Consider the following 24030-nt stretch of genomic DNA (forward strand, 5'->3'; position numbering starts at 1 on the left):
CCCGCCTTCATGAAAGGCGGGCACAACTGCTAACCCGATCAAAGCGCTCCTAATTATAGGCAGGTTAACGCATATTTGCAAGCTCAAAAAGTCAACCGCAAAAGGGCACCGGACAATGCCGTCTTCAAATGCGACAAAAATCTCAGCTTATTCGGGTTTTTTCTGTTTTTTGATAATTACTGCTATCTCTTCGCCTCTATCCTCGATACCCTTTAGAGAACCAAGCATTCCCCTAACTGTTCCCGCTATAAAATCCATGACAAATTCGTTCAGGCCGACTTTTTTATCTCCCATATAAACAAGCACGCGCTCGCCGATCTTCCCCATCCTCTGCAAAATCCATTCAGCCAGAGGTCTTTCTTCCCCGGCTCGGAAATGAGGCAACTTTGGGAAAAGATCATCGGGACCTTCGTAAATGGCATAAATGCCCTTTATATCATGAGATGGAGGCCTTTGTCCGACCCAGATCTTAGGAAGCGGCAGAGATTTAGCGCCCTCAACGATGACTAAATCTTTAGTCGGGAAGAACTTCTTTTCTATATCCTGCAAACTGAAGCCATTATCCATGGTTTCAAGCCTTATTCCATCGGTTCCCCAAAGCAGGGCGTCAATTCCCAATCTCGCGATGGCCCCGCTGTCCGTATCATCGGCAGATAGCACGCTATCATGGCAGTGTTTGATATAACCAACGTCAAGCCCAAATTCTTCATGCAACATCTCGGCCAATCTTTTACACAATGAAGTCTTGCCGCTATCCTTATAGCCGCAGACGGAAAGTATGTAAGCCATACAAACACCCCTCCATGCCAAGCTCAAATTTTCCGTCAATACTCCCTCTTAGCTCTCCAAATCCTCCTGTAACAATCCAAGAAGAATATGAACAGCGATAAAACCATCGGACCCAGGAAGATTCCCAAGAAACCCCACACGTTTATCCCGCCCACGACGCCCAGAAAAACGAGAAGAAAATGCACCCTGCTGCCCTCCGATATGAACATGGGACGTATGAGGTTATCGATGGTGCTAACCACCAAAATCGCCCAGGAGAGCAATATTAAGCTTTCCTTCATGTTTCCCATAAGAAACAAATAAAAGGCCCCTGGGATCAAGACGAAAGGCGTTCCCACAAAGGGAATCATGGCACATATGAAAAGAAACGCCCCCGCCAACATGGGCGCCGGAAGGCCTACGAACATCCAACCGGCTACGCCCAGGCACGCCTGAATGCCTGCCGTTACCGTGGTGCCTATCACCACGGCCTTCATCATACGCGTGGCTCCATCGAATAGAGCTACCCTTTCCTCCTTGGGCAAGGGCAGAATATCGTCAAGATATTCTATGACCACATGGCCATCGCGCAGCAGGTAAAAGGTAGCGACGGAGATGACGAACAGTTGATAAATCATCCTAAAGACATTGCCAAGCAGGCTCCTGGAGAAATCTCCAAGCGAAGAAGCAACGTAGTTAACTGCACGGCGGATCATATCTTGCAAGAATTGGGCATCACCTTTAATGCCCAAGTACTGAATTGCATAGTCGGGCAATTTGCCAACCAGGTTTGACCACGCATGGGTCAAGGCCTGCTGTATGGAATCAAGGTTATCGGAAAGGCTGGCGATGAACCTCAAGCCTTCCCTTGCAAGGGATATGCCGATAAATCCCATGGGAACGCAGAGCAATAACACAACGCATGCGGTGGTTATGAGGGATGACCAGTTTCTATGCTTTCCCTTGAACAATTTTTCGCATAAAAACTCGTTTAGGGGATAGGAGAAAAAGGAAAATATGATCGCCCACATGACGGGGCGAACTACAGGCGTTATTATGGAAATGCAGAGCAATGCAAGCAATGTAAAGACAAACAGAAAGGGCAGATATCCTCCCTGTGGGGACTTGTCCGCGGATTCCGTCATTTTCATCACTCTCCGTAAAGAAGCAGATGAAAGTATATCTGATTGGAGCTTTTATCTACACGCATAAGCTTCACTTTCACCACATCACCCAAGCGCAAGGCTTTTGCCCCGCTGCCTTTAAGGCTTAAGCTGTCCTCATCATAGTAAAATTTGCCATAAGTATCCAGATCTTCCAGCGGCACAAACCCTTCGACTGTGTTGGCAAGTTCGACAAATAGCCCCCTTGGCGTAACCCAGGAAATTACTCCTTCGAAAACTTCGCCGATTTTGTTTGCCATATATTCCACTATCTTAATCTTGATGGAGGTCATCTCGACTTCATCTACCCTCTCTTCCATAGCGCTTGCATATGTCGCGACAGCAGATAACTCTTGTAAGTCAAACTGGCCCAGCATCTCAGAGTCTTTGGCTATCAAAGCGTGCACCATCCTATGGACGGTCAAATCCGGATACCTCCTTATCGGCGATGTAAAGTGCAGGTAATACCGCAACGCCAGCCCAAAATGCCCTAGACATCTTACGTCGTACCTGGCCCTAGGCAGGGAGCGCAAAACTAGACCCTGAACCAACCTTTTGCAGGGAAGCCCCTCGACCTGTTTCAGCAACCGGTTTATAGCTTTATTCGATTGGCCTATCCTTTTTAGCTCTATCCCCAGAGAGGAAAGCATGCCCTTCAGCTCCATAAGCTTTTCCCTGGCAGGCTTTTCATGGACCCTATATATGGCCAATGCATCGCTTTTAAATAAATATTCTGCAATCACGCTGTTGGCAAGTATCATCAAGTGTTCGACGATCCTGTAGGCAAAGACGCGTTCGATGACCTTCACATCTTTTGGCCTTCCTTCATCGTCAAGTTCGACCTTTGCCTCGGGGAAATCGAACTCTATCATCCCTGCCCTCTTTCGCTTCTCGTATAATACCCTGGCAACGGCGGCAAGCAGGGCGATGGTATTGTCAAGCTCTTTTCCAAGGGTCTTTTTATCGTCCAATGCCTCCTGGACTTCATCATAGGTCAACCGCTTTCGGACACGTATAACGCTAGGTGTAATTTCATATTTAAGTAAGTCTCCCCTGCGATCTAGCGTCATTTTTACCGTGAGACACAACCTATCCTTGCCCTCCACCAGGCTGCACAGGTCCGAGGAAAGTTGATGTGGCAACATGGGAACCGCTCTATCCACAAGGTAAACCGAAAAGCTCCTGTCCCTTGCTTCGATGTCAATTGACCCACCGGGTCTAACGTATTCAGCTACATCGGCGATATGCACCATCACGATCCACCCGTCGTCGATTTTCTTGACGGAAAGTGCATCATCGAAGTCTTTGGCATCGGAAGGATCGATGGTGACAGCGATTTCGTCTCTTAGGTCTTCCCTTTCGTCAAGGGACGCATAAAAAGGTGGCATTTCCTTAACCTTTTCCGCCTCAACGAGGACTTCTTCTGGAAAATCGCAAGAAATTTTGTATTCCTCCATCAAGGCCAGTATTCTGACCGCCGGGTCGTTCTCGTTGCCCAATACCTTTATCGCCTTGCCCTCGCCAGGAAATGGAAAACGGGGATATTTCTTTATTGAAGCAACGACGACGGTGCCATCATCAAGGTCCGCATCATCGGGTAACAACAGAGTAAAGTTATAACGTCTATTAAGGGGCACCAATGCTGGGACTCCATTCCCTCGCTTGACCAGTCCTGTTATCTCACTCGTATTTCTCGACAGTACTTTTTTAACCTTGCCATACAGTTTGTTCTTTTGTCTATTCTTGTAGACAATTGCCTTAACCACGTCACCATGGATGGCATCGCCCATATCCTCTTCAGCCACATAAACATCGGGCAAACCCGCTCTTTTAGGCAATATGAAACCGAAACCTGCAGGATTGACCTCAAGAGTTCCAACGACGAAGCGGCTTTTAGGCGACCTTCTGCTGCCGGCCTTTTTCGGTCCTCGGGAGTTTTTCATTTCGTAGCCACTAAAGACGCCGCAAGGCCTGCTCCGACTCCGTTATCGATATTCACCACTACCACCCCTCCGCTGCAGGCGTTTAGCATGGAAAGCAGCGCAGCAAGGCCACCAAAGCTTGCGCCATAACCCACCGAAGTGGGTACGGCTATCACGATGGATGAAACCAATCCGGCAACCACGCTTGGAAGAGCTCCTTCCATCCCCGCTGCGACCACTATAGCATCCGCTTTTCTGATCTTCGGTAGCAAGTTAAACAATCGGTGAATGCCGGCCACCCCCACGTCGTAAAACCTTTCGACGTGGCATCCGGCGAACTCGGCTACACCTGCGGCTTCCTCTGCAACCGGTTTATCGGAGCTGCCTGCTGCAATGACAGCCACATTGCCCCGCTCCTTGGGAGGCTCAAAACAACACAACCCCAGTCTTGCATCCTCACGATATTCAAGATCGGGCAAAACGGTTTTTAACAACTCATATTTCTCTTTCGACACGCGACTAAATATGGCGTTTGAACGATGCTCGGCTATGCTTCGCGCTATCTTTACAAGTTGGTCATCAGACTTGCCTGGGGTATAAATTATCTCGCCAATTCCACGCCTTAAGGACCGATGCCAATCGAGCTTCACGTCGCCTAAGTCTTCGTAAGGCAGCATTGACATCCTTTCCATGGCCGAGTCCACATCGATCTCGCCCTTTCTCAACGATTCCAAGAGATGCCGAAGGCTATTTTCTATCTCCATTGACTTACTCCTTCTTTTATGTCACGTTTTACCCGTAATTATAGTCTAAAAGAGCTATGGCGTGAACGCCATAGCTCTTTTAGACTCAGCACTGTCTTAACTGCTAAATTTATCAAGCTAAATTAGTCGTAGTCCGGCATCTCGGGCATCTTGGGAGCTTCCTTCTTCTCAGGTTTGTCGGCCACCAAGGCTTCTGTGGTGAGCACCATGGCCGCAATGGAGCCGGCGTTCTGAAGGGCGCTACGGGTGACCTTCAAGGGATCTATTATGCCCTCCTCGATCATATCGACATAGTCGCCTGTTGCAGCATTCAAGCCATGGCCTTTGGGCAGGTTGCGCACCTTTTCGATGACGACGTCACCTTGGAAGCCAGCGTTCTCGGCTATCAAGTGCATGGGCTCAGGCAACGCATTCAACACAACCTGGGCTCCGATCTTCTCGTCACCCTCAAGGGTGTTGATGAAGGACTCCAAAGCCGGCATGCAATTTAACAAGGCCACACCGCCACCGGCAACTATCCCCTCTTCAACGGCAGCCCTGGTTGCGCTCAAGGCGTCTTCGATGCGATGCTTTAACTCTTTCTGTTCGGTCTCGGTGGCTGCTCCTACCTGAATGACAGCTACGCCACCGACAAGCTTCGCAAGCCTTTCCTGAAGCTTTTCCTTATCGTACTCGGACGTGGCTTCTTCGAGCTCCGCTTTGATCTGAGCGGCACGTTTCCTAATGGCCTCAGGGTCTCCGGCTCCTTCCACTATCGTGGTTTCCTCTTTCGTCACGCGCACCTTTTTAGCGCGGCCAAGCATGGAGAGATCCACGTTCTCAAGCTTGATCCCTAGCTCTTCGCTTACTACCTGGCCACCAGTCACTATGGCGATATCCTGCAGCATGGCCTTCCTTCTGTCGCCAAAGCCGGGAGCCTTAACGGCACACACCTGAAGGATGCCACGGAGCTTGTTGACGACCAGCGTAGCCAGAGCTTCGCCCTCCACATCCTCGGCGATGATTAAAAGAGGTTTGCCGGTCTGAACGACCTTCTCCAAAATGGGGAGGAGATCCTTTACATTGCTGATCTTGCCATCGTTGATCAGGATGTAAGCGTCTTCCAGGGTGGCTTCCATCCGCTCGGGATCGGTGATCATGTAGGGGCTTATATATCCCTTGTCGAACTGGAGCCCCTCGACCATCTCCAAAGTGGTACCGACGGACTGGCTGTCCTCAACGGTGATGACGCCGTCTTCCCCAACCTTGGACATGGCCTCGGCGATAAGCTCACCAATGCCCCTGTCGTTTGCAGATATGGATGCCACTTGAGCAATCTTGGCCCTATCCTTGACGGCTATGGCCATCTTCTTCAGCTCATCAACCACTACATCGACTGCCTTCTCGATACCTCTGCGCATCAGCATGCCGTTGGCTCCGGCAGCTACGTTCTTCATGCCGTGGCGTATCATTGCCCTGGCAAGTACTGTAGCAGTGGTCGTACCGTCGCCTGCCACATCGTTGGTCTTAGAGGCAACTTCCTTCAAGAGCTGGGCACCCATGTTCTCAAAGGGTTCTTCCAGTTCTATTTCCTTGGCTATCGTAACGCCATCGTTGGTGATCGTCGGAGAACCAAACTTCTTCTCCAATACTACGTTACGTCCCTTGGGGCCTAAGGTCACTCCCACAGTATCGGCAACTTTATTTATGCCTCGCTCCAATGCCCTGCGAGCTTCTTCATCAAACTTCAACATCTTCGGCATCTCAAATCCCTCCTTTATTACGTTAACAAACAGTCAGTTAGCCCGGTTACTTTGCAACTACAGCTAAAATGTCGCGCTCGCTTAAGATGAGGTACTCCTCATCGTCGACCTTTACTTCCGTTCCTGCATATTTGCTGAAAATTACCTTTTCGCCGACCTTTACTTCAAGAGGAAGCCTTTGGCCATTTTCGAGCACCCTACCGCTTCCTACGGCAACTACCTCTCCTTCCTGGGGCTTTTCTTTAGCGGTATCCGGTAATACTATTCCGCCCTTTGTCTTTTCTTCTTGATTTAAGACCTTAATGACTACCCGATCTCCGAGTGGCTTGAGCTGCATTTAACATCCCTCCCTACCAGTTATGAACTGAATCGTCTTGACCTTAATTATTAGCACTCAATATTGGTAAGTGCTAACAGCGCGATACATATGTTAAAGTCCTCACCTCGAATATTACAAGTGGAAATACCACAAGTTATTAGTGATTATTACCAAATAGGCAGGAAAATCTTAATTTTTCTTTGATTTTCTGGGTTTTTTAAGCTAAGGTTTTCGCAGGGTCCGGCATGAAAGACAAGGATGACCTTTCGCCCCTCCTGTAAGCGTTACAGCCGGCAGCAGCAATCATGGCGGCATTATCGGTGCACAGCTCTTTTGGAGGGATATAGGCACGCCAGGGCTTGGCCTTCACTTTCTCGCGAAGCTGTGAATTGGCCGCTACCCCGCCGGAAATGGCAACTTTATCTATGCCTGTGATCTTAACCGCAAGATCCACCTTGCGCAGCAATGCCTCGATGGCAGAATGCTGAAAGGAGGCGCACAGATCCTCGACCCTAACATGGGGGTTTCTTTTTAATGCCCACAGAACGGCGGTCTTTAGACCGCTGAAGCTAAATTCTATGTCGGGGCTATCGGCCATGGGAATGGGCAAGGCCACGGCAAAGGGATCTCCCCTTTTGGCCATTTCGTCTATCAAGGGTCCGCCAGGATAGCCCAAGCCCAGCAGGCGCGCGACTTTATCAAAGGCTTCTCCTACCGCATCGTCCCTCGTAGCACCAAGTAGACTGTAATCGCCGAAGGATTTTACCAAGATCAATTCCGTATGACCACCCGATATGATCAGCGTAATGAAGGGCGGAAGCAAGTCCTCATGCGCCAGATAGTTGGCAAATATATGTCCCTCTAGGTGGTTAACGGTCATTAACGGCACTTCCCAAGCTTGGGCCAGCGCCTTGGCGGCAGTCGTCCCTATCAACAGCGATCCCATGAGGCCCGGGCCATCCGTGACAGCAATGAGATTGATCTCCCTTGAGGGGTTTTTTATGTGGCATTCATCCAAAAGCTGAGAGAGCAACGGAATGAGATTCTCTAAATGTTTGCGCGATGCAAGCTCTGGAACAACGCCGCCATAAGCCTCGTGGTCTTTAAGTTGGCTTGCCACCAGGAAGCGAAGCAAATTTCTACTGCCCTCGAGCAACGCAACCGACGTATCGTCACAGCTGGTCTCTATGCCTAATGTCAACAACTTCTTCACCTGCCGCAGCCATGGCAAGTAGAGCAACTGCCACCAGCGCAGGCAGATGACCTCTTCTTGGGCATATCCCCCTCCAGGTGAATCAATACCTTTCCACCGCAAATTGGACATCTTTGAGCAAAACTGCTGCTTTCAAATATTTTATTACACATAGCACAGCGATATTTATGCATCAGGATCACCTTCCAGTTAATTTTCCCTTTTTATCTTCTTGACGTCGATCTCTATCCGATCGCTTTCGTAAGTTATATTATATACCCCATCCTTCGCCTTAGGAACCGCAAAGGCCAGGCTATCTACCGTATTGGGAGACAAAGAACCCGTTGAAATTCGAATCAACTTGGTCAATATATCCTCTTCGGTCAAGTTTTTCCCGTTCACTACGATCTTAAATGGGTCGAAATCCCAGGGCTTATATGCCTCATATCGCAATACGAATAAGTCTTTGCCGCGAATTTGAGGATCTCCAAAATGGCCCAGATGCCATTTTAGCCAGTCGGGCGTCATGCCGGACGTCCTTGCCGCCCGAAGCAATGAATCATCTACGAAAAGAAAGTCCAACCTAGCCCTGGCCCCCAATATCAAATCTCCAAGCTTCTGGCCCTCAAGGTACATAGTGGTAGTACGTTCCTTGATCAAATCTTCCAACTCGTCTCCGAAAGCTTTATCCGCAAGAAAGAAAAATGCTGCCACGGAGACGATCAGCGACACGCTAAGGGCAATATTTAAGAAGCGTCTTTTCAATCTTCCTCACCGCCCTTAAGCCCCTTAATTTCCTGGGCAGTAAAAGTGTAGACCTTGTTGCAGAAGTGACACCTCACCTCCAAGACCTCCTCTTCGCTTGATTCCTGCATCGAAAGCAACAAGGCCTTGGCAAGCTCCCTCGAGCACCTGCAACCGAACTCAAATGAGACGCTTCCCAGCCATTTCTTATCGACGCCCTCAAAGATCGTCTCAAGCATCTCCTTGGGAGATGAAGCACGTTCCGCCAAACTGCTTATGGAGCTATATTTCCTTAAAAGCTCCTCCAATCTTTCGACAAAGGACTCTTCAGCGCCGGGCAAAAGCTGTACCATTATGCCCCCAGCGGATATAACTCCCAAGGACGGCTTTTGAAGGACTCCAAGAGCTACAGCCGTGGGAATTTGCTCTGATTTAGAGTAATAATACGCTATATCCTCGGCAATCTCGCCCGATACCAAGGGAATCTTCGAAATTACCGGCTCCCTTAGGCCCAAATCCTTGATGACGGTCAAATAGCCGTTTCTGCCCACGCCGGCACTGACATCCCATTTGCTCGCCTCAGACAAGGGCAGCTCTACCTGGGGGTTTTCCACGTAGCCTCTTACCTTACCCAGGCCCTCGGCATCGGCCACAACCCTGCCAAGTGGTCCACCTGCATCAATTATTAACGTCACACGGGCCCTCTCGATCTTTTGGTCTGCTGCCATCATCATCGATGCCATAATGAGCCTTCCAAGTGCCGCTGTAGCCAAAAAGGACAGACCGTGCATCTGCCTGAGCAACCTGACCAATCCTGTCGCTTCGATGGCCATGGCCCTGGCACTGCCATTGCCCAGCAAACATTTATATACAGTTGCTTTTGCCTCTCTGTCTTCTGACATATTAATCTGCTCCTTTGATGGACCTAGCTATCCACTTCCACTCCTGCAATCTGCACGACAAGGTCGCTACGGCATAAACTATCGCTCCCAGAATACCCGCTCCAACCAACCAAAGCGCTTTTATAATCGTACTTCCCAATGAGGGATAGGGCAACAGTAATTTATACGTCAGGGATACCAATATTAATGCACAGGCAGAAAGCGCCAATTTGGCGCACCACTTGAGATCGAATATCCCCAGTTTACCGGTGGCCTTTGATAAATATCCTATGCCCAAAAAGGCCCCGCTCGTGAAGCCGCAAGCTACCCCTAGGGCCAATCCTCGATAGGACAACCACTTCATGCTAGAGATGCTGATCAAAAAGTTCACCAACACCGCAGAAGAGGTGACGAACATCGCTCCCTTGGGCAACCCATAGGCATATATGGCCCTCAAGGTGACGTTGGTCAAGGCCATGCCCAGAAGTCCAAGGCTGTAAATGGCAAAACACCAGCTGGTGGCCTTCCAAGCCCAATCACCGAAAGCCCCCCTGTAGAACACGCAGTTTACCGCCTCTGGGGAAAATATGACAGCCATGATCTCTATTGGCAGGATCAAGAAGAACGTGAACCTGAGTGAATCCCTAAAGATTTCGATGAATTCCTCGCTATTTGACGATGCCCTAGAAAGGGTCGGCAAGACGGCCTGAGATATGGCTATGACGAACAATCCCAAAGGAAGTTGAAGCAATCTATCGGCGTAATTCAGCACCGAGATTGACCCTGCCTCCAAAAATGATCCCGCAACCCTGCTTATCACCGGATGCAGCTGGTTGAAAGAAAGTCCAACCACGTAGGGCAAGAAAAGGCGCATCATGGTCCTTAGGTCCTCGTCGGAACGGTCAATCTTCGTCGGGTAAAGCGCAAATCCCTTGAGGGCGCTCCATATCCATTGGACGCAAAACTGCGATATGCCTCCGGCCAATACGGCTATAGGTAGGATTGAAATGCCGTACCTTTCGCAAAAAAACAGGGCAACGCAGATGAAGACGACGTTGCTTACAGCCGGCGCTATGGCGGGCACAAAAAATGAGCCCAAGCTGTTGAGGACGCCCATGACCAGGGCAGAAAGAGAGATTATCAAAAGAAAGGGAAACAGCCTTCTGGTAAAAAGCGTCGCCAATCTGGCTTCATCCCCCGAAAAACCGGGGGCAATGAGGGAAACCAGCTGAGGAGAGAATATCATCCCAAGCAAAACTACACACGAACCGGCGACGATCAAAACAGTAGTCGCCTGTCTCCCCAGTTCTTTGGCCCTGTCCTTCCCATGCCGGCTCAAGGCCCTGGAAAATATGGGCACAAAGGTGGCCGACAAGGCTCCCTCTGCGAGCAACTGCCTGGCCAGGTTGGCCAAAGTATACGCCACCAGGAAGGCATCCAGTTGTCGGGTTGCGCCGAAAAAGGCTGCGATTATGGTCTCGCGTATAAGCCCCAATATCCTGCTCGTAAGAGTGCCTATGGTCATCATCATCGAATGTCGTATAATGGTGTCAATTGCCTTGGCCAAATTTAAATCCTCCTCGATCAAAGGTGATGCAAATGGATGCAGATATCCACGTTTGGGGAATCGGTAACGACATCATGGGTGATGACGGCGTAGGGATATTCGTCGCCAAGATGCTAAGAAGGCTTTCGCCCTCCAACATTAAAGTTAGGATATGTGAAAGCGTCCCTGAAAATTTCATTTCCAAATCCACCATGAAGGATATCCGAAAACTCGTGATCGTTGATGCGGCACAGATGTCCCTACCGCCCGGAAGCATGAGAAGAATCTCTCCGATTGAGCCTCAAAGCTTCATTTCGACCCATGGGCTATCCTTCTTAAGGCTATTAAATCACAGCGCAAAGGAATGCGAGTTAATTATAATAGGCATCCAGCCTGCTATGACAGGCTTTTCCACAAAGCTGTCTCCGTCGGTCCGCAGGGCAGCACGAGAGCTCATAAAGATGATACTTTCCGGACGATTATGCGAGATACCCCCGCTTACCAGCTGAACCTCTCTCCAAGATAGTATTTTCTTGCAATTTCGCTTTCTGCAACCTCGTCAGGGGGTCCTTCTATCAGAATTTGGCCCTCATGAATGAGGCACGTCCTATCGGTGATGGCCAATGTCTCTCTGACGTTATGATCGGTAAGCAGTATGCCATACCCTCTATTCCGTAAGCTCAATATCAGCTGTTGTATATCATAAACTGCTATTGGATCTATCCCGCTAAATGGCTCATCGAGCATCAGAAAATCCGGCTCTATGGCCAAGGTGCGGGCTATTTCTACTCGCCTTCTTTCTCCTCCGCTAAGCGAATAGCCCTTGACATCCGAGATCTTCTGCAGTCCAAATTCGGTCATTAGTAGGGCTACCTTTTCATCCACTTGCTCGTCCTTCAGATCGCGCTCCTCCAAGACAAGCCGCAGGTTCTCCTCTACCGTCAGGGACCTAAATACCGAGGCTTCCTGAGGCAAATAACCAAGCCCCAGCCTGGCCCTGTAATACATGGGAAAGGACGTGATCTCCACGTCGTCCAGATACACCTCCCCAGCATCGGGGTAAAGGAGTCCAACTATCATGTAAAAAGTTGTGGTCTTGCCTGCACCGTTAGGGCCCAACAAGCCCACGATCTCTCCTCTCTTGACGTGAAAGGAGACGTCTGATACGACCTTCCTCTGCTTGAAGGATTTCTCCAATTTCATAACGGACAATAAATCAGCCATACCGAGCGCTATTCCTCCTTGACCTCGACGACGACCTTAGGCCTTCCGAGGGCTTCTATATGTCTGTCTTCCACATAGTAAACTAAGCTTTCTGCCTCTATGGTCTTGCCCTCCTGAACTGCCTTGGCATTGCCGGATACTTCAAGGACACCCTTGTCTCGAATGTAATGGGCCTGATCCCCCGTGATGTTCGTCCTTTCTCCATCCTTGGGCTCATGTACGATGACCACATTTCCCCTTGCCCACATTTCATCTATAAGCTCGTCTTTAATTTTACCCTTCACCTCTTGGGCGCTCATGGTCACTCCGCGCTCCTTGTCCCTAAACTGCTGCACTTGAGTGGCATCGAAATCATCGCCTCGCCTTGTGACCCTTTCGGCTACTATATCCATCTGCTTCATCCGCGCGTTTACGTTTCCCATGGCGCTGTAATAGATCGTCTTGCCGTCCAGCCACTCCAAATCGTTGCAGCGTATCTCCTCATCCTTGCCGCGGATCATATGGCTCTTGCCCGAGGCCCTAAGCAACGTTCCCATTTCATCCTTTGTCATCTTCAATTCCAGGCACGTAAGATTGGCCTCCCTCGATGGCCAGGAGGCGTCCACCCCATTCCAAAAACGAAACTCCCTGCCATCTATGAACCCTTCGGCAAAGGGCGACTTGACCACGAGATCTTCCCTGGTAACTTCGACGCTTCCCTTGGCCGTGACCTTGCCGGAATTGGGATCGTAGTATAATTCATCGGAGCGCAGCGTGACCTCAGTCGTGGCGTTTTTTTCGGCTCCCACGCATGGGGGAGATAGAAAAAATGCAATCAATATCACAAAGGCCAAGAATCCGTATAGGGCCTTCATGTCCTTCATCCTACTACACATCGGCTTTGGATGATACCAGTTCGGCTATTTGAACCGCGTTGAGCGCCGCACCTTTTCTTAGGTTATCGGACACGACCCACATGGACAAGGCACGCGGCATCCCCATGTCATACCTGATCCTGCCCACGTAAACCAGGTCGCTTCCTGCCGCCTGCAGCGGAGTTATGTAATTGTTGCCGGTCATTACCTCTACGCCGGGGGCCTCCGAGAGTATGGCGCATGCCTCTTCAAGGGTTATATGTTCCCCAAATTGAGCGACTATGGCCTCCGAATGCCCGCGCCTCACGGGAACCCTAACCGTCGTACAGCTTACCTGCAACCTATGATGATGCAGGATCTTTCTGGATTCGTGAAGCATCTTCCACTCCTCTTCAGAGACGCCCGATTCGTCCATAGGTCCAATGTGGGGCAAAACGTTGAACCCTATCGGCAGTGGATAGACCTCCGGCTTAAATGGCTTGCCTTCCAAGTTTGAACGTATGCTGTCATCAAGCTCGGTCAAGGCCTCCTTGCCGGTCCCCGATACTGATTGAAAGGTGACGGCAGAGAAATACTCAAGGCAAAACCTCCTGTGCAGCGGTGCCAAAGCAACTACGGCCTGAATCGTTGCGCAATTCGGATTGGCTATTATGCCTCTATGGTGCATGGCATCAGAAGGGTTCACCTCAGGAATCACGAGGGGAACCTTCGGGTTCATCCTCCAGGCAGAGCTGTTATCTATTACAACCGCCCCGCAGGAGGCCGCTATAGGTGCCCATTTCTCGGATATATCTGCCCCTGCCGAAAATAAAGCGATGTCTACGCCCTGAAATGCCTCCCTTGAGACCTCCCTGACTTCTATCTGAGCACCGCGAAAATCGATGAGCTTTCCGGCCGATTTTCCAGAAGCCAGAGGGATAAGCTCGGTTACGGGGAAATTTCTTTCCTCCAATACCTTTATCATCTCTTGCCCCACAAGACCTGTTGCCCCTAGAACAGCCACCTTCATTTCACACTTCTCCTTCCATAAAATGTTTATGCAAAGAAGATACAGCCTTGTCTACCGATGTAGAAGATATTACACATGTGATCGAGTTTGATGTAGAAGAAATCATGTCGATATTGATACCCTCCCGCGACAGGACAGAAAACATCTGTGCCGGAATATCCGGATGGACGGACAAACCGACTCCTATTATGGAAACCCTTCCGACCTCCGAATCATAGGTGACGCCTTGAGCATCGATTTCCCTTGCATATTCGCTACAAACCTCTATCGCATCTCCAAGCAGGGTCTCCTTGACAAGGAAGGCTATATCGTTGACATCTCCACGCATGACACTCTGTATTATCATCTCGACGCCTATGCCGCGCTCTGCCAACCTGCTAAACAACCCGGCGGCAATACCGGGCATGTCGGGGACCCCCAGCACAGCTATTTTAGCAACATTTTTATCATGTACAACAGCCTTTATCACTAAACCCTCTTTTATGCCTTCTTCTCTCACCCAAGTTCCCTCCCCGTCCACTATACTCGAGCTTACGTAAATGGGCATCTTATACAACGAAGCAAACTCCACGCTTCTTGCCTGAAGGACCTTTGCTCCCAGAGCAGCCATTTCAATGCACTCTTCATAGGATACGGACGACAACTTAATGGCGCCTGAGGCTACTTTGGGGTCAGCCGTATAAATTCCGTCCACATCGGTGTAAATATGACAGAATTCGCCATCGAGGGCAACGGCCAAGGCAACGGCCGAAAGATCCGAACCGCCCCTGCCCAAGGTCATGAAGTCTCCAAGTTCGTTGATCCCCTGAAAGCCCGTGACGACGGCAACTCCACCCTCGCTAAGCCATTCCTCGACCCTTTTGGGATTTACGTCGGTTATCCTGCCTTCCGTATGATGACCATAAGCGATAAACCCCGCCTGGGAACCGTTGAAGGATTTGGCCTTCAAGCCTAAATCCTTCAGGGCCAAGGCCAGTAAGGCGGCACTTTGCTGTTCCCCGGTTACCAAGAGTTGGTCTATCTCCCTTCCGTCAGATACGCTCGAAGTCTTACGCGCAAGCTCTATCAGATTATCCGTCGTCTTTCCCATGGCCGACACCACGACAGCCACCTCGTAACCTTTATCCACGTAATCTCCCTTTATACGCCCGGCAACGTTGCGTATCCTTTCTACGGTAGCCACTGAACTTCCGCCGAACTTCAACACTACACGATTATACGACATCGACTGCCCTCCTCCGCAGCTGCCGGCTTGACGCCCTTTATCCTCGCCCCCTCCTGATCCACATCTAGGACGAAGAAGCGGGACCTTATGCCTCTTTCGGTGAAGACCGAACACATCTCCTTTGCCGTGCGGGTGGGATTGCCCTTCACGAAAGCAAGGACGCTTGGGCCGGATCCGCTGATCGCAGCCCCAAGGCACCCCGGCACGGATTTAACGCGATCCAGGATTTCCTCTCCACCCGGAAAGAGCTTGGCCCTATATGGTTGATGAAGCTTGTCCTCCATGGCCCACGGCAGGTTTTCAAGCTTGCCCGTGACCCAAGAAGCTGCCAGCAGAGCAGCTCGGCTCAAGTTAAATACGGCATCCTGAAGCGAGACGCTTTTGGGGAGCACTTCTCTTGCCATTTTCGTGTCCACGGTCACATCCGGCACGGCCACGACGACTTTTATCTTCTCCTCAAAGGCCGGCAGTTTAACGTATTTGACCTCTTTGCCATCCCAAGCGCTTATGACGAAGCCTCCGATACAGCACGGAACCACGTTATCCGGGTGTCCCTCCAGCTCCACCATTAGGGAAAGCAACTTTTCCCTTTGAAGGGAAAGCACTCCTACGGCATTTGCCAACATGACTCCCCCAACTATCGCGGAAGCCGAGCTGCCCAACCCCCTCGACAGGGGAATGGCGTTGTAGGATTTAAGCTTTAACCCAACGGGAGGGATGTCAAATTTAGCCAGTGTAGCCCTGAAGGATCTTATTAACAGGTTGTCTTCGGGCTTTGCCAAGCTCCTTCCCCCTTCGCCTACGACTTCCACTTCATAGGTGTCCGGGGGCAAGAGGCCTACGACTTGATAACGATTATATAAAGACAGCGCAACGCCAAAGGAATCAAAGCCGGACCCTATATTGGCGCTTGATGCCGGCACAATAGCTGTCAACATGACATTATCGCCTCCTTCAAATCATCGAAGTCCGCCTCCACCTCTTTTGGCGGTGAGACCATATAATCGACTATCATAGGGTCCTTTAATCCATTACCCGTAAGGACCATGACGACCCTTATGCCCTTTGGCAAGTCGCCGTTTCTCTTCAGCTTATAAAGGCCGGCAAGCGTGGCACAGGAAGCCGGCTCGGCGAATATGCCCTCACTGCTTGCCAGATCCCTTTGTGCCTGAAGTATCTCTTCGTCGGAGACCGCCAAAAACATTCCATTGCTGCTTTTAACGGCAGCCATGGCCTTTTTTGCGTTCACGGGATTGCCGATGCGTATCGCCGTGGCAACCGTCTCCGGGTTTTGGAAGGGCTTTCCCGTTACCAGGGGGGCAGCACCTTGAGCTTGCACTCCTATCATTTTGGGGATCGCGTCAATCAGGCCCGCTTTTTTGTATTGGACGAAGCCTGCCCAGTAGGCCGTTATATTTCCTGCGTTTCCCACGGGCAATACGCACCAATCCGGAGATCCTATCTCGTCTGAAACCTCCCAGGCACCGCTTCTCTGTCCCCAAAGCCTGTAAGGATTTACCGAGTTTACGATATTTAAACCCAGATCGCTGGCCAGCCTGCGCGTCATATCAAGTGCAACATCGAAGTTTCCGCGAACGGCCAATACATTTGCCCCGTACATCAAAGCCTGTGCAAGCTTGCCCTTGGCCACTTTGCCGGCAGGCAAGACGACATGACATTTGAGTTTTGCCTTGGCGGCATAAGCCGCTGCCGAAGCGGAAGTGTTTCCCGTCGAAGCGCATATGATGCCCTTAGATCCTGCCTCCAAAGCCTTGGCCACAGCAAGTACCATGCCTCTATCCTTAAAGGAGCCTGTGGGGTTAAGGCCTTCGCATTTACCGTAAAGCTCGATCCCAAGCTTTACGCCAAGATTGTCAAGTCGAACTAAGGGAGTGTTGCCCTCGCCTATCGATATGATCGGCGTGCCTGACGTGACGGGAAAATATTTAACATACCTTTCCAGTAAGCGAACCATTAAATTTCCATCCCTCCATATAGTTATTAAAAACCCTCCTCAAGCCTCCATTGGAGGCGAGAGGAGGGCTCCCGCGGTTCCACTCCATTTCCGAAGATTTCAGCTTCGGAACTCTTTTCGCTATAAGGGGCGAATCCCCGCTATCTTATCCGAAAAAGGACGGCTTCGATAGCTGCTCAGGGGTGGTCTTCGCTCATCCGCGAACGGAAATCTCGCACCGCATAATTTCCTCTCTGAAGATCGCCTAAGACGAGCTACTCTTCCCCTTCATCGCAAAGTTTTCTTAATTAATGGTCTTTATAATACCGTTAACCGAAGATGTCAAGTGGATGGCGCTCATTTATGCTTCATAGGCAAGGCCCTTTATTCTGCCGGCTCAAACATGTCCTTTCCAACTCCGCATACCGGGCATACCCAATCGTCAGGCAATTCCTCGAAAGGCGTCCCGGGAGCAATGCCGGAATCGGGATCGCCTTGTGCCGGATCATAAACATAACCGCAAACTGTGCAAATATACTTCATGACTTTCCCCCCTTAGGTATAGGTTAAAGCTTGTAATTATTATAATCTATGCATAAACCTTATGCCATCGCTAAAACAAAGATCCATCGCTATCATCAGGCTATCGGCTACAGGCTGAGCAATCGCCACAATTCTTCTTGCGCAGACAGCTCATCCGTCCCCATGCCGACAACGTCAAAAGTTCCGACAAGGGCACAGGAAATGCCATGTTCCCTGAGCCTGTTTATGGCTTCCTCGACATCGTCTTTCGAAACTACGGCCAAAAGCGCTCCTGAAGATATGAGGTGCAAGGGATCGAAGCCCAGCTTTTTGGAGACCCTTTGGGTAATCGGATGCAGAGGGAAGGCATCGAGGTCCAGCTTAACCTTTAGGTCGGTAAGGGCAACTATCTCTGAAATCCCGCCTATCACTCCGCCTTCCGTGGGATCATGCATGAACAAAGCCAAATCCCTCAAAAGCCTTGCCTCAGGAACGACGGACAAAGAGGAGCTCCACCCCTTTACTTCCTCTATCTCATCGTTCGACAAAAAGGGATCAAGCATTTCCCTTCTGTCGTTTGCAAGTATGGTCATCCCCTCTATGCCCACATGCTTTGTCAAAATTATTGCGTCTCCCGGCCTGATGGAACTTGCCCGCAGGACCTTATGGCTTATCCCCAACATGGTACCTACCATGATGGGATGGGTATAGCGATCGGAAAACTCCGTATGTCCACCGACGACTGCAATGCCCAGCTTTTTCGCTTCTTCGTCAACTTCTTCCATCAACGAAGCAGCATCGTTTAACGTCATGGTCGCAGGCAAGATCAATACCACCAGCATATATGCCGGATCTCCCCCCTTGGCAGCTATATCGTTGGCGTTTACGTTTACCAACAAGCTCCCCGCTCCTTTAAGGGCTCCAACGATGGGATCGGAAGTGGCCAGCAAAAAAGCACCCGCAGGCCATCCTATTACGGCCGCGTCCTCTCCTATCTTAGGTCCTATGAGCACCTCTTTCCTGTCAAATCCTCGCAGTTCCTTTAAAAGGGGTTGCAGCAAGGTCGGGGGGACCTTGCCCACGGTTATAAAATCTCCTTTGGCCAATATTGCCTTCACCTCCTGATGCTGTAAACGCAGCCACAATATCGCTGTCTGTAAAGCCCAAGCTCCTTGCTCTTGGCCACGGATCTTGCAAATCCTCCGCCTTTTCTCCAAACCCTTCCAATCCAGGCGAGGCAAGCCCTGTTTGCCAGGCCTAGCCCTATGGCATTGATCAAATCTGGGTCTTTATGGGGGCTGATGGTAAGGCTGGTAGCGCAGGCATCGTAATTTAACGCAACGGCATACCTTACCGCTGCCTCCATCTGCAGACGGTAACATAGCACGCATCTGCTTCCACCCTCCGGCTCGTCGGCCAAAGCCTTTGTCGCATTTAGCCACTGCCCCGGGCCGTAAGGCAGGGTCAGAAGCGAAACGCCAAAGTTGGCCGCCAGCTTCTTAGCGGCCTCAAGCCGCTTGTCGTATTCCTCCTTCGGGTGAATATTGATGCCATAAAAGAAGCAAGTTACAACGTTACCCTCAAGCTTTAGGCTTTCAAGGGGCACCGTCCCATCTGGTGCACAGCAAATATGCAACAAAACCCTCATATCGCCCCATCTCCACGGTTCGAATATAGGATGGGCGTGGCAAATATAAGATAACCCGTGTGGCCTATCATCCTGTCCTCGGGCCTTAACCTATCGGGGTCAGACTTCAAAGCCCTGTGCAATATCTCGACTACTTCAACGTCTACAAAGGCATTTTCCTCCAGGGAGCGAAGGAATCTCTCGATCTGGTTGAACGTTGGAAGCAAAGCCCCCATCCGCCTGCCCAAGGCGAGGGCGTCTCTGACTTGAGGCAGGTAATTCCAGGGGTCCGGAAGGTCAAGGAACACGGCATCGACTTCCCTTTCATCGAATCCCTCCGATATGTGCCTGACTTTGAAGCTTACCCTCTGTTCCACCCTCCACTTACGGCAATTTCGCCTGGCCAGTTCTATAAATTCCTCACGAACGTCGTATGAATAAACACGACCCTCATCTCCCACAAAGCTGGCAAACACCGTGGTCATGCCGCCCGAACCGGTGCCGCATTCTAACACCCTGGCACCGGGCCTTATGTCAAGTTGAAGCAATATATAGCCGGCCTCCTTTGGGAAGACTATCTGAGTTCTTCGCTTGATCTTTCGCAGATATTCCTCCAGGGTCGGTTTTGTCACATAAAAGGCGCTTCCGTTGTGCGACAAGACTTTTCCGCCATAACCTGCGCTCATGATCTGGTCATGTAAAATAATTCCGAGGCGCGTCTCAAGTTTGCCGCCATCCTCCAGGGTAACCAAAAATCTGTCCTTTTTGGAGGCAGAACAAAGCGTTACCAGCGTTCCCGCTTCAAGCATGGACGTCACTTCCGCAACGAGCAGCAGACAGCTTCGGCCACTTCTTCGGGGGCCAATCCCATGGCCTCAAAGACCTCGTCGGAGGAGCCGGAATCTCCGTAACGCGAAACTCCGAAGGACCTCACCTTTGCGCTTAAGTTCAAGGCCTGAAGCTTTGAGGTAATCTCGCGGCCTAACCCGCTATTGACGTTGTGATCCTCGTAGGTAAAGATGGGGCCCCTTTTGGCGGCTTCGACCAAAACGTCTTCTTCCAGGGCCAATGGGCAAGAAACGCTGTAGACGCACAAGGAAATGCCCCTTTTTGCAAGTATTTCCCCGACCTTCAAGGCTCGATGGACCATATGCCCCATAGCAAATATCGACATGTCATGACCATGCCTGACTATGTCAATTTTTCCATAATTGAAGGCGTAATCATCGGCGTAAAATGGGGTCAGACCATCCTTTCTGGTTAAGACGGGAAGGCGACTCCTTCCCATGGCCACACATATGTTTCCCTCCTGCTGCAATGCCCACCTCGTTACCCTGTCGGTCTGATTGGGATCGGCCGGGACGATCAGCTTCCAACCGAAAAGGTTGCGAAGCAACCCCACGTAATCTATGCATTGGTGAGTCATCCCGTCTTCCCCCACATCCAAGCCCACATGAGTAAGGAAAAGTTTTAAGTTGGTCCTATTTATGTCGTTTAAACGCTGCTGGTTATATACTTCTGTTAGTCCAAATACGCCAAAATCGGCCCAGACGCTCATCGCTCCACCGCAGGAAGCAGCGCCGGCAACGGTGGCAGTGGCGTGTTCTTGAATGCCTGCCTCCACGAACCATTCGGGACATTCCTTAGCAAACTCGTCCACCTTCACCGACGAAGCCAAATCGCAATCGAAGACTAAAATAGGGGTGGAGCTTCTTTCGCGATTCAGCCTTCCGATATCGGCCAATGCCTTGCCGAAGGCGGTTCTATTGTCCACCTTGGCATCAGGAGGGTAAGAGAAGGGCAAGCCCGTATATATCTTTGGTGTTCGAGGATTAACGGTTCTACCCTTTGGCAACGGTCCTTTCCTTGCCGCTAAGGCTTCTTCCAAAAGGGAGGGATCTTCTCCAAGTTCTGCCATGGCCTTAAGGTACTCTTCCTTTGAGAGGGCTTTACCGTGATAGTCAGGGATGTTTTCCATGAAGGAGACACCCTTTCCCATTACGGTATTACAAAATACGACGCTTGGTTTCTCGTCTTCATACGCTTTCTTCATGACGGAATACATATCGGCAGGATCGTGCCCATCGCATTCATACACCTGCCAGCCATCAGCTTCCCAAAGCTTCTTGTAGTTTGCAGGCATGACTTCATGTACTTTGCCGCTTATCTGAATGCGGTTGAAGTCGATCAAAGCCGTAATGTTATTCAGCGCTTCTTTGAACGCAATCCTGCGAGCCTCGGCCACTTGGCCTTTTGTCTGTTCGCCGTCTCCCATGAGCACAAAGACATGCCCGTCGCTCTGGCGTTTTCTTTGAGCCAAAGCGTAACCTACTCCAGCAGCAAGGCCTTGTCCAAGATTTCCACTTGCCCAGTCAATGCCCCAAACCGATCGTTCCACATGTCCCTGGAAGGGGCTCCCCGTCCTTCTAAAATTGCCCAAAAGCATGGATGGATCAAAAAAACCCAAATAGGCCAAGGTCGAATACGCCGCCGGTGCCGTATGTCCGTGGCTGATCACTATGAAGTCTCTCTCTATGCTTTCTACATTATCCCTTCGGACATCGCTTACAGCGTAACTCATCAAATACATCTCTATGCTTGACATAGAGCCGGCCGGATGTCCGCTGTTTGCCGCCGTGGTCATGGTAAGTATCCAACCGCGGCATCTTTGGGCAGCGCTGCGAAAGGCGGCAATTTCCCTTTCATCCAGATTATCCTTCGGAAAATGGCTAAGCGAAAGAAGCAAGCTGCTGTCTATTGAATCATTCATGTCATTACCTCCAGATATGAGAAAGTTTTATCTCTTCGCACAACTTATGTTGAAAGAACAACTTAATAATATCTCAAGCACATTTACAGGCTCAGACGCATACCTTATACCAGCAACCGATGAGCGACGCAACCTCTTTATAAGCCTAGACACAGAAATTGCGACCAAAAACTTGACATTACATTTTTTTCCTGGATAATTGATGAGTTTGCTGAAATAAAAAGCATCCTTAGACAACGCGGAAGGTAGGTATTGTAAAGTTTAATGAGCATCAATGTTAACGGATTTAAAAAGTACGGATTGAGCGAGAGATTGCTTGATGCCATCGAGGCTAAGGGATTTGCTTCACCGACTCCCGTTCAAAGGGAGATGCTGAACCTCGACAGCTTCAAGAGAGACGTGATAGTAAGGGCAAAGACGGGTTCCGGAAAGACGCTTGCCTTTCTGCTTCCCATCTACAACGAAGGAAACCTCGATAGCGGTAGCCCTAAGGTACTGATACTTTCTCCCACCAGGGAATTAGCCCTACAAACTAATGCGGAAGCATGTTGGTTGGGGCAAAATCAGGACATCTCCACGGCCAGCCTGGTGGGCGGAATGGACATGGCCAAGCAAATTCGAGAGCTAAGAAAGGGCGCATCGATAGTCATCGGCACTCCCGGCAGGACGTTGGATCACTTGCGCCAAGGCACGCTTAAACCAGAAGGCATACACAGCATCATACTTGACGAAGGGGATCGCATGCTGGACATGGGCTTTAAAGAGGAACTCGAAGCCATTCTTCAAGCGCTTCCCAAGAAAAAGAGGACGTGGCTTTTCTCCGCCACCATGCCCGAAGAGGTAATGACAATTTCCAAGAAATACCTCAATGAGCCACTTTGCATTGACCTCGTCGAAGACGAAAACCAGCATTCCGATATAGAGCATGAAATCTACACGGTCCCCCAAAGGTTTGCCTTTGAGGGGCTGGTCAATGTGCTTTTGTGGGAAAGTCCGACCAAGGGCCTCATCTTCTGTCGCACGAAGGCGGAGACAATGGAAATTGCAAAAAAGCTTTCTGCAAAGGGCTTTAAGGCATTATGCCTAAATGGGGACATGACGCAGAGAGAAAGAAGCGCTTCCCTGGGGGCATTTAAATCCGGACAAACATCCCTCCTGGTAGCGACGAACGTGGCAGCAAGGGGCCTTGACGTGCCGGGGGTTGATTACGTCGTTCAGTACGGCCTGCCAGACGATCTCGAGACCTTCATACACCGCAGCGGGCGCACCGGAAGGGCGGGTGCTCATGGCAAGGATGTCTTGGTCCTTACTCCCCAAGAAACGCGGCACATTAAACAAATGATTGGCAAAACTAAAATAAAGGCCAAATGGCTTATCGTGCCAAACCGCAATGACATTAACAAAAAAAGGAAGATCGAATACGAAAAGGACCTCCTTGGCACCGATGTGGTTGACGAAGATGTGCTGACATGGGCAGGGGAACTGCTCGAAAAAAGCGACCCAGCAACATTGGTCGCAAAGTTGCTTAAAAGAACGAACGCAGATAGCGCGGGCGGCTACGACCTGGAGGAGGAATTAAAGCGAGAGCTAAAGCGAGAGCCCCTGAAGAGAAAGGACTCCTCGTGGGCCAAAGGCAAGAAAGACATGCATTCAATTTCAAGAGATAAAAAGATAAAACCACGCCGAAAAATACGCAGTTCGGATTTGATCCTGGCCGAACCTCAAAATTTAGGAAAAAAACGAAGATACAGCTAGGCAGATCGAGACTTCTTTAGCGAGCATAGCTCCTTTTGAAATATAAATA

23 protein-coding genes and 1 other annotated feature are annotated in these 24030 nt (G+C 50.3%); of the genes, 2 read left to right on the top strand and 21 right to left on the bottom strand.

Annotated features, from left to right (window positions below; genetic code table 11):
• Window positions 1-147: 147 nt before the first annotated feature.
• From BUQ78_RS03385 to murJ, 10 genes are all read right to left on the bottom strand, one after another.
• A complete protein-coding gene (locus BUQ78_RS03385; protein ID WP_074199269.1) occupies window positions 148-789 on the bottom strand; it encodes a molybdopterin-guanine dinucleotide biosynthesis protein B in 642 nt (213 codons plus the stop codon).
• A gap of 35 nt (window positions 790-824) precedes the next feature.
• Window positions 825-1913: an AI-2E family transporter gene (locus BUQ78_RS03390; protein ID WP_074199270.1), complete on the bottom strand. Its 1089-nt coding sequence runs from the start codon at window positions 1911-1913 to the stop codon at window positions 825-827.
• A gap of 5 nt (window positions 1914-1918) precedes the next feature.
• Window positions 1919-3874 carry a ribonuclease R gene (gene rnr, locus BUQ78_RS03395; protein WP_074199271.1) on the bottom strand — a complete coding sequence of 652 codons (1956 nt, stop codon included), beginning with the start codon at window positions 3872-3874 and terminating at the stop codon, window positions 1919-1921.
• A complete protein-coding gene (gene larB / locus BUQ78_RS03400) occupies window positions 3871-4617 on the bottom strand; it encodes a nickel pincer cofactor biosynthesis protein LarB (protein ID WP_074199272.1) in 747 nt (248 codons plus the stop codon). Before larB ends, rnr begins: the two co-directional genes overlap by 4 nt.
• 122 nt (window positions 4618-4739) lie before the next feature.
• Complete coding sequence (gene groL / locus BUQ78_RS03405; protein ID WP_074199273.1) at window positions 4740-6359, bottom strand: chaperonin GroEL; 1620 nt, start codon at window positions 6357-6359, stop codon at window positions 4740-4742.
• A gap of 46 nt (window positions 6360-6405) precedes the next feature.
• A complete protein-coding gene (groES, locus tag BUQ78_RS03410) occupies window positions 6406-6696 on the bottom strand; it encodes a co-chaperone GroES (protein ID WP_014806318.1) in 291 nt (96 codons plus the stop codon).
• A gap of 199 nt (window positions 6697-6895) precedes the next feature.
• Window positions 6896-8002, bottom strand: coding sequence for a tRNA (adenosine(37)-N6)-threonylcarbamoyltransferase complex transferase subunit TsaD (gene tsaD, locus BUQ78_RS03415; protein ID WP_084532185.1), 1107 nt, complete (start codon window positions 8000-8002; stop codon window positions 6896-6898).
• A 78-nt stretch (window positions 8003-8080) separates the two neighbouring features.
• Window positions 8081-8635 carry a hypothetical protein gene (locus tag BUQ78_RS03420; protein WP_014806316.1) on the bottom strand — a complete coding sequence of 185 codons (555 nt, stop codon included), beginning with the start codon at window positions 8633-8635 and terminating at the stop codon, window positions 8081-8083.
• Window positions 8632-9516: an Hsp33 family molecular chaperone HslO gene (hslO, locus tag BUQ78_RS03425; RefSeq protein ID WP_074199274.1), complete on the bottom strand. Its 885-nt coding sequence runs from the start codon at window positions 9514-9516 to the stop codon at window positions 8632-8634. The genes BUQ78_RS03420 and hslO overlap by 4 nt, the downstream gene beginning before the upstream one ends.
• Window position 9517: 1 nt before the next feature.
• The gene (gene murJ, locus BUQ78_RS03430; RefSeq protein ID WP_074199275.1) at window positions 9518-11062 is read right to left on the bottom strand and encodes a murein biosynthesis integral membrane protein MurJ; all 1545 of its coding nucleotides are present in this window, start codon (window positions 11060-11062) and stop codon (window positions 9518-9520) included.
• A 32-nt stretch (window positions 11063-11094) separates the two neighbouring features.
• Here murJ and BUQ78_RS03435 point away from each other — a divergent pair, with 32 nt between their 5' ends.
• On the top strand, window positions 11095-11550 hold the full coding sequence (locus tag BUQ78_RS03435) for a hydrogenase maturation protease (RefSeq protein WP_074199276.1): 456 nt from the start codon (window positions 11095-11097) through the stop codon (window positions 11548-11550).
• Here the strand turns inward: BUQ78_RS03435 and lptB are convergent.
• From lptB to BUQ78_RS03490, 11 genes are all read right to left on the bottom strand, one after another.
• Window positions 11540-12265, bottom strand: a complete 726-nt coding sequence (lptB, locus tag BUQ78_RS03440) for an LPS export ABC transporter ATP-binding protein (RefSeq protein WP_074199277.1) — start codon at window positions 12263-12265, stop codon at window positions 11540-11542. The two genes, BUQ78_RS03435 and lptB, sit on opposite strands and share 11 nt — an antisense overlap.
• Before the next feature lie 8 nt (window positions 12266-12273).
• A complete protein-coding gene (locus BUQ78_RS03445) occupies window positions 12274-13119 on the bottom strand; it encodes an LptA/OstA family protein (protein WP_074199278.1) in 846 nt (281 codons plus the stop codon).
• A 13-nt stretch (window positions 13120-13132) separates the two neighbouring features.
• On the bottom strand, window positions 13133-14128 hold the full coding sequence (locus tag BUQ78_RS03450) for an aspartate-semialdehyde dehydrogenase (protein ID WP_074199279.1): 996 nt from the start codon (window positions 14126-14128) through the stop codon (window positions 13133-13135).
• A gap of 1 nt (window position 14129) precedes the next feature.
• Window positions 14130-15353 (bottom strand): aspartate kinase, encoded by a 1224-nt coding sequence (locus tag BUQ78_RS03455; RefSeq protein WP_074199280.1) that lies wholly within the window; start codon window positions 15351-15353, stop codon window positions 14130-14132.
• Window positions 15335-16291 (bottom strand): homoserine kinase, encoded by a 957-nt coding sequence (thrB, locus tag BUQ78_RS03460; RefSeq protein ID WP_074199281.1) that lies wholly within the window; start codon window positions 16289-16291, stop codon window positions 15335-15337. Before thrB ends, BUQ78_RS03455 begins: the two co-directional genes overlap by 19 nt.
• Window positions 16285-17328, bottom strand: a complete 1044-nt coding sequence (gene thrC, locus BUQ78_RS03465; RefSeq protein ID WP_074199282.1) for a threonine synthase — start codon at window positions 17326-17328, stop codon at window positions 16285-16287. The genes thrB and thrC overlap by 7 nt, the downstream gene beginning before the upstream one ends.
• A gap of 49 nt (window positions 17329-17377) precedes the next feature.
• Window positions 17378-17608 (bottom strand) — a binding site (T-box leader).
• Window positions 17609-17691: 83 nt separating this feature from the next.
• Window positions 17692-17850: a rubredoxin gene (rd, locus tag BUQ78_RS03470; protein ID WP_014806306.1), complete on the bottom strand. Its 159-nt coding sequence runs from the start codon at window positions 17848-17850 to the stop codon at window positions 17692-17694.
• A gap of 107 nt (window positions 17851-17957) precedes the next feature.
• Window positions 17958-18935 carry an AIR synthase-related protein gene (locus BUQ78_RS03475; protein WP_074199283.1) on the bottom strand — a complete coding sequence of 326 codons (978 nt, stop codon included), beginning with the start codon at window positions 18933-18935 and terminating at the stop codon, window positions 17958-17960.
• 8 nt (window positions 18936-18943) lie between these two features.
• Window positions 18944-19477 carry an epoxyqueuosine reductase QueH gene (locus BUQ78_RS03480; protein ID WP_074199284.1) on the bottom strand — a complete coding sequence of 178 codons (534 nt, stop codon included), beginning with the start codon at window positions 19475-19477 and terminating at the stop codon, window positions 18944-18946.
• Complete coding sequence (locus tag BUQ78_RS03485; RefSeq protein ID WP_074199285.1) at window positions 19474-20265, bottom strand: tRNA (adenine-N1)-methyltransferase; 792 nt, start codon at window positions 20263-20265, stop codon at window positions 19474-19476. Before BUQ78_RS03485 ends, BUQ78_RS03480 begins: the two co-directional genes overlap by 4 nt.
• 5 nt (window positions 20266-20270) lie before the next feature.
• Entirely contained in the window at window positions 20271-22226 is a 1956-nt protein-coding gene (locus tag BUQ78_RS03490; protein WP_074199286.1) for a transketolase, read from the bottom strand.
• A gap of 264 nt (window positions 22227-22490) precedes the next feature.
• On the opposite strand from BUQ78_RS03490, the gene BUQ78_RS03495 reads away from it, so the two are divergent.
• Window positions 22491-23981, top strand: coding sequence for a DEAD/DEAH box helicase (locus BUQ78_RS03495; protein WP_074199287.1), 1491 nt, complete (start codon window positions 22491-22493; stop codon window positions 23979-23981).
• Window positions 23982-24030: the final 49 nt, after the last annotated feature.

This window comes from Acetomicrobium flavidum (assembly GCF_900129645.1).
In the GTDB taxonomy this organism is placed as follows: domain Bacteria; phylum Synergistota; class Synergistia; order Synergistales; family Acetomicrobiaceae; genus Acetomicrobium; species Acetomicrobium flavidum.